The sequence below is a fragment of the Pseudomonas sp. IT-P12 genome (assembly GCF_949767465.1).
Taxonomy (GTDB): Bacteria; Pseudomonadota; Gammaproteobacteria; order Pseudomonadales; family Pseudomonadaceae; genus Aquipseudomonas.
On record NZ_CATKPY010000021.1, the window covers coordinates 60,854 to 73,600 of the forward strand.

Annotated in this window: 22 protein-coding genes; 15 read left to right on the plus strand and 7 right to left on the minus strand. The window is 54.6% G+C overall.

What is annotated here, in order from left to right:
- Window positions 1-98 precede the first annotated feature (98 nt).
- Window positions 99-887 carry a LexA family transcriptional regulator gene (locus ACM6IM_RS09085; RefSeq protein WP_414865480.1) on the plus strand — a complete coding sequence of 263 codons (789 nt, stop codon included), beginning with the start codon at window positions 99-101 and terminating at the stop codon, window positions 885-887.
- 90 nt (window positions 888-977) lie between these two features.
- On the opposite strand, the gene rhuM is transcribed toward ACM6IM_RS09085, so the two are convergent.
- The 3 genes from rhuM to ACM6IM_RS09100 all read right to left on the minus strand — a co-directional run bounded on the left by rhuM (window position 978) and on the right by ACM6IM_RS09100 (window position 2,726).
- The gene (gene rhuM, locus ACM6IM_RS09090) at window positions 978-2,015 is read right to left on the minus strand and encodes a RhuM family protein (protein WP_414864909.1); all 1,038 of its coding nucleotides are present in this window, start codon (window positions 2,013-2,015) and stop codon (window positions 978-980) included.
- A gap of 120 nt (window positions 2,016-2,135) precedes the next feature.
- On the minus strand, window positions 2,136-2,387 hold the full coding sequence (locus ACM6IM_RS09095; protein WP_414865481.1) for an SPOR domain-containing protein: 252 nt from the start codon (window positions 2,385-2,387) through the stop codon (window positions 2,136-2,138).
- A gap of 9 nt (window positions 2,388-2,396) precedes the next feature.
- Complete coding sequence (locus ACM6IM_RS09100; protein ID WP_414864910.1) at window positions 2,397-2,726, minus strand: hypothetical protein; 330 nt, start codon at window positions 2,724-2,726, stop codon at window positions 2,397-2,399.
- 472 nt (window positions 2,727-3,198) lie between these two features.
- Between ACM6IM_RS09100 and ACM6IM_RS09105 the strand changes: the two genes are divergently transcribed.
- The 10 genes from ACM6IM_RS09105 to ACM6IM_RS09150 all read left to right on the plus strand — a co-directional run bounded on the left by ACM6IM_RS09105 (window position 3,199) and on the right by ACM6IM_RS09150 (window position 7,191).
- The gene (locus ACM6IM_RS09105; protein ID WP_414864911.1) at window positions 3,199-3,378 is read left to right on the plus strand and encodes a hypothetical protein; all 180 of its coding nucleotides are present in this window, start codon (window positions 3,199-3,201) and stop codon (window positions 3,376-3,378) included.
- A gap of 57 nt (window positions 3,379-3,435) precedes the next feature.
- Window positions 3,436-3,819 (plus strand): HNH endonuclease, encoded by a 384-nt coding sequence (locus ACM6IM_RS09110; protein WP_414864912.1) that lies wholly within the window; start codon window positions 3,436-3,438, stop codon window positions 3,817-3,819.
- Window positions 3,820-3,843: 24 nt separating this feature from the next.
- On the plus strand, window positions 3,844-4,272 hold the full coding sequence (locus ACM6IM_RS09115; RefSeq protein ID WP_414864913.1) for a hypothetical protein: 429 nt from the start codon (window positions 3,844-3,846) through the stop codon (window positions 4,270-4,272).
- On the plus strand, window positions 4,269-4,460 hold the full coding sequence (locus tag ACM6IM_RS09120; protein WP_414864914.1) for a hypothetical protein: 192 nt from the start codon (window positions 4,269-4,271) through the stop codon (window positions 4,458-4,460). Before ACM6IM_RS09115 ends, ACM6IM_RS09120 begins: the two co-directional genes overlap by 4 nt.
- Window positions 4,457-4,657 carry a hypothetical protein gene (locus tag ACM6IM_RS09125; protein ID WP_414864915.1) on the plus strand — a complete coding sequence of 67 codons (201 nt, stop codon included), beginning with the start codon at window positions 4,457-4,459 and terminating at the stop codon, window positions 4,655-4,657. The genes ACM6IM_RS09120 and ACM6IM_RS09125 overlap by 4 nt, the downstream gene beginning before the upstream one ends.
- A gap of 156 nt (window positions 4,658-4,813) precedes the next feature.
- Window positions 4,814-5,140, plus strand: coding sequence for a hypothetical protein (locus tag ACM6IM_RS09130; RefSeq protein ID WP_414864916.1), 327 nt, complete (start codon window positions 4,814-4,816; stop codon window positions 5,138-5,140).
- A gap of 42 nt (window positions 5,141-5,182) precedes the next feature.
- Window positions 5,183-5,920, plus strand: a complete 738-nt coding sequence (locus ACM6IM_RS09135; protein WP_414864917.1) for a hypothetical protein — start codon at window positions 5,183-5,185, stop codon at window positions 5,918-5,920.
- Entirely contained in the window at window positions 5,917-6,480 is a 564-nt protein-coding gene (locus ACM6IM_RS09140) for a siphovirus Gp157 family protein (RefSeq protein ID WP_414864918.1), read from the plus strand. Before ACM6IM_RS09135 ends, ACM6IM_RS09140 begins: the two co-directional genes overlap by 4 nt.
- 7 nt (window positions 6,481-6,487) lie before the next feature.
- Complete coding sequence (locus ACM6IM_RS09145) at window positions 6,488-6,730, plus strand: hypothetical protein (RefSeq protein WP_414864919.1); 243 nt, start codon at window positions 6,488-6,490, stop codon at window positions 6,728-6,730.
- Window positions 6,727-7,191, plus strand: a complete 465-nt coding sequence (locus ACM6IM_RS09150) for a hypothetical protein (protein WP_414864920.1) — start codon at window positions 6,727-6,729, stop codon at window positions 7,189-7,191. Before ACM6IM_RS09145 ends, ACM6IM_RS09150 begins: the two co-directional genes overlap by 4 nt.
- Before the next feature lie 80 nt (window positions 7,192-7,271).
- Here ACM6IM_RS09150 and ACM6IM_RS09155 read toward each other — a convergent pair whose 3' ends face one another.
- A complete protein-coding gene (locus ACM6IM_RS09155) occupies window positions 7,272-8,207 on the minus strand; it encodes a hypothetical protein (RefSeq protein WP_414864921.1) in 936 nt (311 codons plus the stop codon).
- A gap of 28 nt (window positions 8,208-8,235) precedes the next feature.
- Between ACM6IM_RS09155 and ACM6IM_RS09160 the strand changes: the two genes are divergently transcribed.
- Both ACM6IM_RS09160 and ACM6IM_RS09165 read left to right on the plus strand, forming a co-directional pair.
- Window positions 8,236-8,520, plus strand: coding sequence for a hypothetical protein (locus ACM6IM_RS09160; RefSeq protein WP_414864922.1), 285 nt, complete (start codon window positions 8,236-8,238; stop codon window positions 8,518-8,520).
- Between the two features lie 153 nt (window positions 8,521-8,673).
- On the plus strand, window positions 8,674-8,994 hold the full coding sequence (locus ACM6IM_RS09165) for a hypothetical protein (RefSeq protein ID WP_414864923.1): 321 nt from the start codon (window positions 8,674-8,676) through the stop codon (window positions 8,992-8,994).
- On the opposite strand, the gene ACM6IM_RS09170 is transcribed toward ACM6IM_RS09165, so the two are convergent.
- Window positions 8,991-9,950 carry a DUF2971 domain-containing protein gene (locus ACM6IM_RS09170; RefSeq protein ID WP_414864924.1) on the minus strand — a complete coding sequence of 320 codons (960 nt, stop codon included), beginning with the start codon at window positions 9,948-9,950 and terminating at the stop codon, window positions 8,991-8,993. The genes ACM6IM_RS09165 and ACM6IM_RS09170 overlap by 4 nt on opposite strands.
- 12 nt (window positions 9,951-9,962) lie before the next feature.
- Window positions 9,963-10,448, minus strand: a complete 486-nt coding sequence (locus ACM6IM_RS09175; RefSeq protein WP_414864925.1) for a DUF6030 family protein — start codon at window positions 10,446-10,448, stop codon at window positions 9,963-9,965.
- 86 nt (window positions 10,449-10,534) lie between these two features.
- Here ACM6IM_RS09175 and ACM6IM_RS09180 point away from each other — a divergent pair, with 86 nt between their 5' ends.
- Window positions 10,535-11,485, plus strand: a complete 951-nt coding sequence (locus ACM6IM_RS09180; protein ID WP_414864926.1) for a phosphoadenosine phosphosulfate reductase family protein — start codon at window positions 10,535-10,537, stop codon at window positions 11,483-11,485.
- Window positions 11,486-11,487: 2 nt separating this feature from the next.
- Here the strand turns inward: ACM6IM_RS09180 and ACM6IM_RS09185 are convergent, their stop codons facing one another.
- Complete coding sequence (locus ACM6IM_RS09185; protein ID WP_414864927.1) at window positions 11,488-11,805, minus strand: hypothetical protein; 318 nt, start codon at window positions 11,803-11,805, stop codon at window positions 11,488-11,490.
- Between the two features lie 12 nt (window positions 11,806-11,817).
- Here ACM6IM_RS09185 and ACM6IM_RS09190 point away from each other — a divergent pair, with 12 nt between their 5' ends.
- The gene (locus ACM6IM_RS09190) at window positions 11,818-12,741 is read left to right on the plus strand and encodes a DNA cytosine methyltransferase (RefSeq protein ID WP_414864928.1); all 924 of its coding nucleotides are present in this window, start codon (window positions 11,818-11,820) and stop codon (window positions 12,739-12,741) included.
- The last annotated feature ends 6 nt before the right edge of the window (window positions 12,742-12,747 follow it).

The window sequence follows — 12,747 nt, forward strand, 5'->3', positions numbered from 1 at the left end:
TATCTGCCATGGATAGTAGCAGCGCTGCTTTTTATCAGCAACAAATTACTAGCAGCGCTATTTGCGAAAATATCAGGTCTGCTAATACTCTTGTCGGCATGAAAATACGCCGCCCCCTTACTCCCGAAGAAGTTGCCGAGAGCGCCAGGCTCAAAGCTATCTATGAGCAGCGAAAATCAACCGCAAAGGCTGCCGGCCGCAGCCTGACCCAAGCGGATGTTGCCGAGGCGTGTGGATGGTCTGGGCAGAGTGCATTCAGTCAATACGCCACCGGAAAGGTGCCGCTTAACGTAGAAGCGCTACTGAAGCTTGCGAAGACGTTGAATTTCGACGCTCGCGAAGTCAGCCCCCGCCTGATGTCCACCGTTGCTACTGTCCAGCAAGAGCGCATTCAGCCCAGCGTGAGAATGGATACAATCGAGCCGTGGGACGACGACACCCCACTCGATGACGACGAGGTCTACGTCCCCTTCCTTCACGAAGTCGAGCTGGCGGCTGGATCCGGCAGGTTCGCGATTGAGGAATGCACCAATTCACGTTTGCGCTTCGATAAGAAAGATCTGCGTCACAACGGCGTTCAATTCAGCAATGCGAAGTGCGTAAAGGTCGGCGGGAACAGCATGATGCCCGTGCTGCGCGACGGCGCGACGGTCGGCGTGAACGTCGGGAAAAACTCATTGAGCGATATCGTCGACGGCGAGATGTACGCCATCAACCATAACGGCCAGCTCCGAGTGAAGCAGGTCTACCGGATTCCGATCGGAATTCGCCTGCGTAGCTTCAACCGTGACGAGCATCCGGACGAGGACTACACGTTCCAGCAGATCCAGGAGCAGCAGATTTCGATCTTGGGGCACGTGTTCTGGTGGGCGATGTACTCGCGCTAAAATTGGAGGCTGAGGTGAGGGGGGGGGAAGGCTGAGTAAGTGGTGCATCTCTGATTTGTGAGGGCGCCAGCGTGACGCCCGGTATGTAAACTATGCGTCAATCAGCAGTTCGTCGTATTCGCCGGCCGCTAAAGCGTCTTCGTCATACTCGTAACCAAGCGACTCGATTTTTAGACGTTTTTTATACAACCCAAGCTCCTGTCGAGCGTGGCTCACTGCCTCTTCCTTAATGTAATCTTCGTACCCGCTGAACACGGGGTAGTCGTTGAAAATGAGTAGAGCATCTAGCTTTCCATGCAGCGACGCCATAGTCATTGGGCGTTTAGTGAGAGCGGTGCTTTCGGCGTATAGCATGAACTGCTCAGAGAGCAAATGGAGCCGATAAAGCTCTTCGTTATTCAGGTAGTTTTTGCCGGTCTTTGCTTCTTCCAGCGTTGGCGATGTGCCTTTTATGACTTGCATGCCCATATTTTGAGACTTATGGTTTGCGCGATCCAGAATAAGCTTTGAGCTGGTCATGCCAGTGACTGCGTGATGAAACTTGTCCTGCAGCAGGGCATAGAAGCTTCTGACCTCCTTCGAGAGTGGGTCGTAATCGGATGCGCAAATCCTGAAACATTCTCGGACCTTCGCATAAACCTGCTTTTCTTCAGATCGAAGCGCTCGAACCGCGGCGGCCAGCTTGTTTAGCTTTTCGGGAGACTCGCGGAGAGCCTTCTCGTTGATTACGTAGCCTTGTTCGATGTATGCCTTGAGGGTGTGAGTCGCCCACTGCCGAAACTTTACGGCCCTCTTGGCGTTCACCCGATAGCCGACCGAGAGGATCATATCGAGGCTGTAGTGTGCTACGTCGGGGCGGACAACTTCGCGACCACCTTCAATTTGAACTGAGGCAAATTTTGCCTTAGTTGCGGTTTTCTGTAGCTCATCATCGGAATAGATATTCCGAATGTGCTTTCGAGCATTTGATACGTCCACACCAAACAAGTCGGCTATGTTTTGACTGGTAGCCCAAATTGATTGGTCATCAGATTCGAAACGGAGGCTCACCTCAGTATTCTCATCACTGAAAAACACTGTGCTCTCTGAGGTTTCAGTCCCGCTATTACCTCCCAGTTCCATTGACATAATGCGCTCCGATTGTGGGTTGCTCGATTCGACAAGGAGCTATTTTGCCATCAATTGATTGAGCACATACAGCCCAGCGCCGGGCTTTTTCATGCCTGCCCTACCCTGTCCTATCTACGATTACTTGCTCGACGCCTCCGGCTCGCTGTATCGCAGCACAAATCCTTTCAAGGCTTTTTTGCTCGCCAACTCATCCATCGAAGCTTTGGCCTCGGACCGGGTGGAGAATGGCCCAAGGAAAACTCGGATCCTGCCGTCTCGCCTCGTCGTGTATGGCTTCCAGCCTGGGACACTGAGATCTTGCATTAGCTTCTCGGCTGTTTTCTCGTTACTTACAGATGCAACTTGGACAGCCCAATGGATACCAGGAATCTCCCTGGTCTACTCCGGCTCCTTTGTTTGCGGGCTGACAATCGTATAGCCGCAAACCTTACTGACGAACTGGTCTGACAGACTGGAGTCAATCATCACGTCAAAACCATTCGGCCTTTTCATGGCAAAGAATGGAGCGAACCCAGAATAGGCTCCGAATCCATTTTTTCCGTTCACCTCTCCACAAACGCCGCCATCAGCAACCTGCCGCTCATTCCGGAATTTCGCAGAATCAGGATCCTTCAGGCGTTCAGAGACCGCAATTCTAGCCCGATCAATATCACTCCCCCCGCACCCCGTCACGGCAAAAGCCAGGCCCACCATCAATAATCCGCGCATCCACGCCTCCATGGTCCAGTCGCGCGATTCTATCAGCTAGCCAAACCTCAACCAGAAGCCCCTTCAATCGGAGGAGTTTTTTTGCGTCCACAGAAAATATTATTAGCAGCGCTATTTACATTAAATAGCAGCGCTGCTACTTTTATTCGCAAGCCAAAGCAACACCGGCCCAGCAGCGAAAGCCGCGCCGCTCTTTAGCGACACCCCTTGCCGGATTACCACCGGCCCAGATTCAAAGGCAGCGATGAACCGGCCTCAACGGTTCAGAGGGTTGGCAACTGACCCGGGCGCGCAGCGTAAAGCGCCAAGAACAGTTATCCAGCGGGAGAACAAGCCGAAAGGCCCGCGGCTGGAAGAACAACACGATTCAAGCCAGTGACGGCCGCCAGTAGCGGGTCACGGCGAACAGATTTCACTGGCAGCTCTTCTCACGAGGAGCTGACGGGAAATCACCCAACCGAAAGGAGCTCATATGAGCGGATTCAAGAAAGGCCAGGCGGTCATCCTCACCAACCCTCGCGGCACCGAAAAGACGGGCAAGTTCGTGGGCACCAATAACCTGGGTCATGGCCGAGGTGGTGGCGAATACCTGGTCGTTGATGTCGACGGCAAGGAGTTGAAGGCAAGGGCCAGCAAGGTACGCGCTGCCTGATTTCACTGGCTGGCCTTGGCGACAGGGCCAGACGGGAAAATCACCGAGGGCAACACAATGAACAAGGTTCTTCGCATCACCCTGCGCGGCGAGATGCAGTTATTCGCCGACGAAGACCTGGATGCCTGCATCCGCGAGGCCAATCGGCTCAACGTGGAACGTGGCTATACCAACGGCGATAGATCAGACAACCAAATCGAAAATCTTCGGCTCGTCACGATCACCGAAAACAATCGAAACGCCAGGCTTCAGCACCTAAATCGGAGCGGACTGCACGGCGTTTATTTCCTCAAAGACTCTTCAACCTATCGAGCAACCATCGGCGTTAACGCAGAGCTCCTACGCCTCGGGCAATTCAAGTCACTTCTTGAAGCTGCAGCGGCGAGAAAGTCTGCAGAGCTTAAGCACGGGTTTCACCCGAACCACGGCCGAGCTACATAACTACCCGCCACTCTGGAGGCGACCATGAACGCAGCACTGAATATCTGTCAGGCGATGCACGACGCGAAGTCGCCCCCACCAGTGAGCGAGAGCCCGCAGGAACTGGCTCGGTCTGAATGGCTGTACAACGCCGTCGAGCAGATGGTCCGCTACGGTCGCGACGTGAAGTTCCAGCGCCGCATGTGCTCGCCTCAGGGCGTGAAGGCCGAAGAGTTCGCCCTGGCGGTGGATGAGTACGCAAACAAGCGTCTCGCTGACTGTGAGGTGCACACCTCCGCCCTGGGCTGGCTGCTGATCACCACGGCCTACGGCAAGGGCGACAAGGTGGCCGTGAATGAGCTACTAGGTCACAGCGACCACCCATTCGGCAAGCTGGGCGAAATCGCCGAGGCCCTACTCCGGCCCTTGGTCGATGACGCTCTGATCGCCCAGGCCGAGGATGACGAGCTGTGAGCCCGCACATCGCCATCGATCAGGCGCTGGAAGCCCTTGAGCATCCGGAAGTGCGCCAGCTCGACGACACCCTCGTCGAGGGACTGATCGTCCGCCACTTCACCTCCGGCGATATCACTGCCGAAGAATTCCACCACTACAGCGCCCGCCTGCTGAAGATCAGTCGGCAGCGCAAGGAGGCTGCGTGAGTACTCCCCTGGTTAAATCGCTCATTGACGAGCAGGTCGAGCAGCTGGAAGGCATCCTCAAGCGCCCTCGCGACACTCTGGTATGCGAGCTTGAATCCCCGGTGAAAGGCGACTGGCCGCACCATGCCCGCGAGAACTCGGCTTTCATGGAAGGCGACTGGGGGATCGATCCCCGGGGCCGGCTGGTGGAGCTGTGACCCGCTACCAGCGCGCCAGGCGCGTCTCGTTCTGGCGCGGATCGGCCATCGCCCTGCTCTTCTTCTCTGCCTGGATTCTGGCAAGCGCCTACTCCGGCCACATCACTTCCTGACTTTCAATTTCAAGCGCTGCGCATGTCGCGGCAAGGATTTCGTATGTTCGAAACGACACATACACCGGGTCCATTCTTCACCACCTGCCCGCACGGCGGAACGATCTACGTTGAAGCCAGGCTGCGCGACTCAACGATTCAGGAAGTTGCAGTGGTTGGCCCGACCGAGACGCCAGAGCAGCAACAGGCCAACGCCAAACTGTTCGCGGCGGCGCCAGAGCTTCTCAAGTCGGCCATGGAGGTCTGCGAGGCATGGGGAAAATTCATCGACTCGTTTGATTACGCCCCGGGCGTTGGCGACGTTGCAGAAAACATTGAGTTTCAGGAAATGATGCGCCTTCGAATCGCCATCAACGCTGCCACCCAATAACCCCCTTCACAGCGCCCCTCTCCGGTGGCGCGGAGAGCAATCATGTCCGAACAGAACATGCGGATCTGGGGCCAGGTCGAGAAGACCGACACCCGATTCACCAAGAAAGCCAAGGTCAACGGGCAGGACATCACCAGCCTGAGCGGTACCGCGATGGTCATGAAGGCCACCGAGCTGTTTGGTCCGGTCGGCATCGGCTGGGGGTGGAGGATTGTCGAAGAACGCTTCGATGAGGGGCACGAAATCTTCACCGGCGAAGGCGAAAAGCGCGCATGCATCGGTCGCGAGATCGGGCACACGGTAAAAATCGCCCTCTGGTTTATGCAGGACGGCCAGCGCGGCGAGATCGAGCAGTACGGCTGCACCCGCTATCAGTACAAGACCAGCTACGGCATGACGACTGATGGCGAGGCGCCAAAGAAATCGCTGACCGACGCCATCAAGAAGGCCCTGTCGATGCTCGGCTTCAGCGCCGACGTGTTCCTTGGCCTCTTTGACGACCAGACCTACGTCGACCAGCTCAAAGAGGAGCAGGCCATCGAGCAAGCCGCAGACAAGGATGCCGAGATCCTGCGCCAGAAACAGGAGCGTTTGGATTGGCTCAACTCAGCAGTCGAAACAATCGGCAAGGCCGTGACCAGTCATGAGCTGAAAATGCTGAACGTCAAATATATCCGCGAGGCGACTCGGCGCAATGAGCCGACTTTCATCGCCCGGATAACTCGCGCATTTGAAGAGCGACAAGCATCGCTCAATGCAGGTAAGGAGAACGCAGCATGACCCAGCTCTACGCACTCACCGGCAAACTGGCAGAACTCCAGGCCATGGCTGACACCGACGACGAGGGCCTGAAAGAGGCCTTGCAGCACGCCATGGACGAGATCGCCGGCGACTTCAACGAGAAGGCCGACAACATCGTCATGCTGCGTCGAAACATCGAAAGCGACGTGACCGCCATCGACAATGAGATCGAGCGCCTGGCCGAGCTCAAGCGCATCAAGTCGAACAGCGTCACTCAGATCAGCGACTACCTGCGCCGGAACATGGAAGCCGCGAACATCAAGACGATCAAGCGACCACTGTTCACCATCACACTTGCCGCCGGCCGCGAGAAGGTGATCGTCGACAACGAGGACGCCGTTCCAGATGAACTGACGGTCGTGAAGTCCAGCATTGCCCCGGACAAGACCGCGATTGCCGCGAAGCTCAAGGAAATCCGCGAGCACAACGAGGCCGTGCGCAAGCGCATGGACGCCGGCGAGGACGCGGAACATGAACTCATCGAAGAACCGGCCTGGGCTCACCTCGAGCGCGGCGACAGTTCAATCCGCATCAAGTGAGGCCGCCATGATCAGCAACCACCTCAATCTCATCGAGCAGCAGCGGCAGAGCGCGGAATCACTCAACGACCGGATCGCTCAGTACCTGGCTGCCGGCGGGCAGATCGCCCAACTGAAAAGCCCGCCGCGCAATCCCATCCCACCTCCCCGCTCAACCCGGATAGACCCTGAAACGGTCCTCAAGCGCAAACCCAAGGGTTTGAACTGGGCTGAGCGCCAGGCCCTGCGCAAAATGGCTGCCTCGCTATGAGCAAGGTCCGCAAGCCCAACAACGGATTCGCCCGGGCCGAGCGCAGCTGCCGGGCGCTGCTGCGGACCAACCACGTTGCCGTAGTGAACATCGACCCCAGCGGGTCGCAGATCATGGCGAATTGGAAAAGCTGCCGGCAGATCCAAAGCCTGGCGATCGCCAATGCCCTCTTCGACTTCTCCTACCGATGGACGATCTACCTCAGCGCCATGTGTCGCGACGAACGCGGCGCCGAGTACGTGAAGTCGGTGGAGATCTCACCGGAGGGCATCTACAAGGTCGAGCGCCTGACTGACGCCATCGAGCATTACTACCTGGAGCTGCGAAACAGCGCGAACCCGAACCATCTGGTTGCCTCGGGCTGGATCGCCATTCCCGACGAGATCTCGATGGAAGAAGCACAAGCAGCGAAGCTGTTCTACGCTGCCGGCGCCTGGCATCAGGTTAAAGTAGCTGCGTGAGATGCTCCAGAGGAGATACGGCAATGACGCGGCTCACCTGTAAATTCGTGATGCGCGTAGCCGAGAAATAACGAAAGCATTTAGCTGTCACTTTTCCCATAAAACTCAGCGATTACCCGGCATGGAAACGCATGATTTTTGAGATAGCAAAACTCAAAATCCTTAACCAATTTTCTCACCGGCTTTGACCTGAAAAAAATATAGCTGGTGAATACAATTCTTTCCTCCGGAAGCAAAGTGTCTCTAAATAGGTTAATATAATAGCGCTTTTCATCTTCAGAAATTGATGAGTCTGCTATTGTAGTTATCACCCTGACCACCCGATGAATAAAAATATTAAGATCATCATTTTCGACAAGCTCAGAAACGTGCAGCCTCGATGACTTTAATTGATCCCTTGTGCTCATAGCGTCAAATTCGGAACGTTTCTCCAAAATCTTTCTTACCACTTCCGCAACCATCGAGCGCTTGGCTTTCGTATCTTCACTTTGAATGCGCAAGAACGTTTCGCAGTATTTTTCCACCCGATCCACTAGGTGGAAAAACGTAGTTTCAAACTTTTCAGCTTCAAGTATCTTTTGCTGCAAAGCCATAAAATTTGTCGTTTTCCTTGCCTCATTTGTCTGGATCATCGTTGTTCTTAAGAGGACCAAGAGTGCCAAAAAACTCAGCACCGGATTTATCAAGCCACCTACAAAATCACCAATTTGCCCAATATTGTTTTCAATATTAAGTTTTTTGCCATTGAGCATCACGAAGAACAAAAGCACGACAGCAGCAATAACCAGCGCCACCCAGATGATTAAAACATTATTTAAAGGCTGATGATCGACTTTCGACTCTTGGGAACCAATCTCAATCTTTAGCTTAAAAAAACTAAAAATACTAACGCTTAATATAAAAACTATTAAAGCGATTAAAATAAACTCTCTCAATGCCTGCCCCTCGCCACCTTTATCCATAAAATTCAGCCCACCTACTGACTCATTCTCACCTGAATGCCATACATTTGCCATTAGGTAGCTTCAGAAAACAAGACCGGAGATGGCTGGAAAATCCTCATGTCAATATCGCACCGACTATTCTTGCGACGGCCTCGATCTGTGGCTGCGACCTATGCTCTGTATCGTTTCGCGCCGTGAACCTGCTACGCATGCATCATACGACGCTGCTGCAGAGGTTATTGCTCAGCGCGTAACGGTGTTCGCCACCTTCCATGAACCCAGGCAGCACACCAAGCACACCAAGCACACCAAGCGCGACAAGCTGGCACCGCGCATGAAGAAACTGGCCGACAAATGCCCCACCGTCATAGAGGCAGCCAACTAGACGAGCGTGGAATCGAAGCGCGCCGGCCTCACCGCCCGGGAGAACAGCTTCAACTTTTCGGAGCTTCAGTGAAACGAAACATCAACCGGACGGCAACGCGCCGTCGAAAGACCTGGCTGGACTTGCCGGCCAGCGGAATTGAAGAGGTAGGCCATGGCCAAGAGCAACGCGGAATTGCAGAAGGACAAGCGCGCCAAGGAGAAGGCCTTGCTCGACCGGATTGGCGCCGAGAAGCGCACGCTGATTGTTTCTAAGGCGCTTGATGATGCGCTTCAGATCCTCGGCGAGCGCCACGGCTTCGAGGAATGGCAGGAGACCGTGTCGACGTTCCTGATCAACCTGGCAGCCGCAACGGCCGAAGAGTCCACCCGCTTCGCGAGCATGTCGCGACCTAAATTTGTAACTACTGAAAGCCAGTCGCGACAGCTTGAGAGTTTCGCCAATACGGGCGTCGAAGCTGGAGGCAGGAGCTAACAGGTTTTGTTAACAAACTCCGACATTTTATGGTTCTCGATTATCCAACGAGCCATCTCACCAAACTGGCTGGGATCATCTTTAAAAATATGTGCTGTTCTGGGACTGATTATTGGCGAAGAGGTTAGAGGCCCAGAATATTTAATCAATTCATATCTGAAAGAATAATCCCAGTTTGCTACCGCTGCCAAGCTAAGCGAAATATTTGTATCCTTTACCAGCCGCCACAATTCTTTTTGATTCTCGACACTCATCCTCTCGCCAATATAAACAGACTTAATACACTCCAAAGGAATATCCATAGTTAACACTGGATAACCATTCATAAGCTTGCCAGTGTCTGATAAATCCTCGGCAGACCTAACTAAACGAACTTCCTTTTCATACGACCATGAATTTGATTTGACGCAAAGATCTGAAATCGGGACGGGCTGATCGTAAAAGTCTGAAAGATTAAATACCGGACGTCGCTTTTGGTATTTGACTGGATTCAATCCTGTGAAAAACTCGTGCCCTTCATCAAATTCTATTAAAGCTCCGGAATACTCACCGGCATAATGCCCCCACATGAGCAAACTATCAATATTACGGCTTAGGCATAAAATTCCGAGAGTAGAATTTAAGTTAGCCGCTATATTTCTTGCTTGGATGTCACTTCTAAATTGATCATCTCCCGGCGTATGACTGCGGTCCAACCCTTTTCTTCTAGGGCTAATTACACAAAATTTGAACCTTCCGACATGATCTACCGTATTTTCAGGAACAATAAACTGGGGCAGTAATTCAAATGGGTCGTTGAAAGCTCTAGGCTGGGTAAATCGGATGCTTCCTTTCAGAATTCTTTTCGCTGTGTCGGCAGTTACGTACTTGTACAATCCCATCGCGACTCCTTGATCCAGCCCCATGCCGGTCACCCGTAATACCCCAACCAAAACCAAATTGCCACCACCGGTCACGGAGGGAGGCGCCTATCTCATTACCACATGGACTTCGTAACCTTTACCATTTGGCCAATCTTCACGAAGGACATCAATAACACCGGATCCAGCCTCGGATGTTGTCGGCTTGCCAGAGTTGATCGCCTTGGAAATTGACGCAGGCAGCTTCACTCCCAAAGCCTTTTGTGAAAGGCGACTAGAAGCTGAGAGCAATGCCTTAGTTGCCGATTCCTTGGAGCTAGGCTTGTTGTAGTTCAGAACAAGCTTGACCTGAGTTATCGAAACGACACCGCCATCGACGTAATAGGCGAGATTGTTGGGTAGGGATCCTGCCCCAATGTCTAGGTAATCACTGGAGCACCCCCAGGTGCCATCTTCTTGGTCGCGCCACGTACCACCTGGCAGTCCAGACTCAGACAGTAATGAGCACGCTTCCGACGGGCTCGTCACTACCAATTCCGCGAGACAGTTAGCAGATACCAGCAACAAAAACGGAGCAAAAACCAGCTTCCACACTTCGCTTCTCCTTGATCCGGCTCCATGCCGGGCCGAACACAAATACCCCACTTCAACGAATCACGCCAGCCGGCGAGGATCCCCCTATGCCTACTCACAACATCGTCAGCATGAGCGGCGGTAAAGACAGCACGGCTACGCTGCTGGTCGCCCGCGAGCTGGAGGTGCCGAACCTCAGCGCTGTAGTGGCTGACACCGGGCATGAGCATCCAGAGACGTACGACTACATCCACTATCTAGCTGAAGCCACAGGTGTTCCCATCAGGTGGGTGAAGGCAGATTTCTCAAGGCAGATCCACGGCAAGCGCAAATTCATCGAAACGAAATGGCGCGAAAAGGGTGTTGCGGAATCCGTGGTGCTGGGAGCTCTGGAAGTTCTACACCCGACCGGCAACCCATTCCTGGACTTGTGCCTGTGGAAAGGCCGCTTCCCCAGCACCAAAGCCAGATTCTGCACCGACGAGCTCAAGCGCAACCCAATCATCGAGCAGGTCTACCTGCCACTCATGGACGGCGAGAACATGCTGCTGTCCTGGCAAGGTGTTAGGGCCGATGAGTCGCCGGCCCGCAAGTACTTACCAGAGTGCGATGAGGTTGGAGGTGGCCTGTTTAACTACCGACCCATCTTGAAGTGGACAGTTGATTCGGTCTTCGAGGCTCACCGGGCAGCCGGCATCAAACCGAACCCGCTGTACTTGCAAGGCTGCAATCGCGTCGGGTGCATGCCATGCATCATGTGTGCGAAAGACGAACTCAGGCAGATAGCCGCCAGGTGGCCAGAGGAAGTTGACCGAGTACGCGAATGGGAGCGACTGGTGAGCATCGCCAGCAAGCGAGGGGCCGCAACGTTCTTCGCCACCATCACCGACCCCACCGTCAGATCGGATGACAAGGTGAGCGCCGTAACGCACGGCATTGACCGGATAGTCGATTGGAGCAACACCGCTCGCGGTGGCCGCCAGTTCGACATGGTCGACCTTATTGCCCGCACCGATAGCCAGAACAGCTGCTCATCCGCATATGGCCTTTGTGAATAGCGTCAGTACGTTATCCACGTCAAAGCGACTTGGCAGATAGCTGCTGCCGCAGCACTGGCAGCCGCCGCTTTGTTCCATCTGGTTTGTTCTCCAGCAGTTTTGAGTACGTCAACCGTGCCTTTACTGCTGCTCTTCGTCAAATAAATACCAGCCATTCCACGCGCATCCTCATCCTGAAAAACCTCAACAGTTGCCGACTTGATCCATAAGAAGCACGAGCTCAAAGAAAAGAGTCCGACAAGAATTGTGAAAAACAGCTTTACGTTAAACATCTCGATACCTACCTGATTTTCCCGCGCCAGATCGTCCCATCTGAACACTGAGAACTCAACATGCCTACTGCAATCGATTTGTTCGCCGGTCTCGGCGGATGGTCCACCGGTGCGCGTGAGGCCGGCGTCGACGTCCTATGGGCGGCCAACCACTGGCCGGTCGCAGTCGAGTGGCACAGCGCCAACCACCCGGACGCAATTCACGTTTGCCAGGATCTGCACCAGGCGGACTGGTCGAAAGTGCCGGCCCACGACATCATGCTGGCCTCGCCGTGTTGCCAAGGTCATTCGAAGGCCCGCGGCAAAAAATCCGGCAATGCTCAGCACGATCCATCCCGATCGACAGCCTGGGCGGTAGTATCGGCCGCCGAATACCACCGGCCGGAAGTTGTATTGGTCGAGAATGTCGAAGAGTTCACGGACTGGGCGTTGTACCCCGCCTGGTCGCAGGCCATGGCCTCTTTGGGCTACATGATCGCGCCCCATGTTGTCGACTGCGCCGATCTTAGCGTGCCGCAGCACCGTGTCCGTCTGTTCCTGGTCTGCACCCGCAGCAAATCGCCGCTTATGCTCGAGTTGCACCGGCGCCAGCATGTGCCAGCCGCCAGCTTCCTCGACTTCGAAGCGGGCCGCTGGTCACCGATCGAGAAACCTGGCCGCGCACAGGCCACGCTAGACCGGGTTCGAAACGGCCGGGAGCGCTTCGGTGACCAATTCATCATGCCCTATTACGGCAAGGGATCGGGGCTGACCGGGCGCGACATCAACCGCCCAATTGGGACCATCACCACACTTGATCGCTGGGCCCTGGTCCGTGGCGATGAGATGCGAATGCTCTCGGCGAATGAAGCGCTTGCGGCCATGTCGTTCCCGGCAGACACCAAGCGCCCAGACAATCATCGACTGACTATGCACATGGCAGGCAACGCGGTTCCGCCACTGGCAGGGCAACGAATCATCGAAGCGTTGATGGTTGCCGCCTGACCCACT

Coding starts and splice junctions, on each gene's coding strand:
- ACM6IM_RS09085 (WP_414865480.1), top strand. CDS start 99: ATGAAAATACGCCGCCCCCTTACTCCCGAAGAAGTTGCCGAGAGCGCC.
- rhuM (WP_414864909.1), bottom strand. CDS start 2,015: ATGTCAATGGAACTGGGAGGTAATAGCGGGACTGAAACCTCAGAGAGC.
- ACM6IM_RS09100 (WP_414864910.1), bottom strand. CDS start 2,726: ATGCGCGGATTATTGATGGTGGGCCTGGCTTTTGCCGTGACGGGGTGC.
- ACM6IM_RS09105 (WP_414864911.1), top strand. CDS start 3,199: ATGAGCGGATTCAAGAAAGGCCAGGCGGTCATCCTCACCAACCCTCGC.
- ACM6IM_RS09110 (WP_414864912.1), top strand. CDS start 3,436: ATGAACAAGGTTCTTCGCATCACCCTGCGCGGCGAGATGCAGTTATTC.
- ACM6IM_RS09115 (WP_414864913.1), top strand. CDS start 3,844: ATGAACGCAGCACTGAATATCTGTCAGGCGATGCACGACGCGAAGTCG.
- ACM6IM_RS09130 (WP_414864916.1), top strand. CDS start 4,814: ATGTTCGAAACGACACATACACCGGGTCCATTCTTCACCACCTGCCCG.
- ACM6IM_RS09135 (WP_414864917.1), top strand. CDS start 5,183: ATGTCCGAACAGAACATGCGGATCTGGGGCCAGGTCGAGAAGACCGAC.
- ACM6IM_RS09140 (WP_414864918.1), top strand. CDS start 5,917: ATGACCCAGCTCTACGCACTCACCGGCAAACTGGCAGAACTCCAGGCC.
- ACM6IM_RS09145 (WP_414864919.1), top strand. CDS start 6,488: ATGATCAGCAACCACCTCAATCTCATCGAGCAGCAGCGGCAGAGCGCG.
- ACM6IM_RS09150 (WP_414864920.1), top strand. CDS start 6,727: ATGAGCAAGGTCCGCAAGCCCAACAACGGATTCGCCCGGGCCGAGCGC.
- ACM6IM_RS09155 (WP_414864921.1), bottom strand. CDS start 8,207: ATGGCAAATGTATGGCATTCAGGTGAGAATGAGTCAGTAGGTGGGCTG.
- ACM6IM_RS09160 (WP_414864922.1), top strand. CDS start 8,236: ATGGCTGGAAAATCCTCATGTCAATATCGCACCGACTATTCTTGCGAC.
- ACM6IM_RS09165 (WP_414864923.1), top strand. CDS start 8,674: ATGGCCAAGAGCAACGCGGAATTGCAGAAGGACAAGCGCGCCAAGGAG.
- ACM6IM_RS09180 (WP_414864926.1), top strand. CDS start 10,535: ATGCCTACTCACAACATCGTCAGCATGAGCGGCGGTAAAGACAGCACG.
- ACM6IM_RS09190 (WP_414864928.1), top strand. CDS start 11,818: ATGCCTACTGCAATCGATTTGTTCGCCGGTCTCGGCGGATGGTCCACC.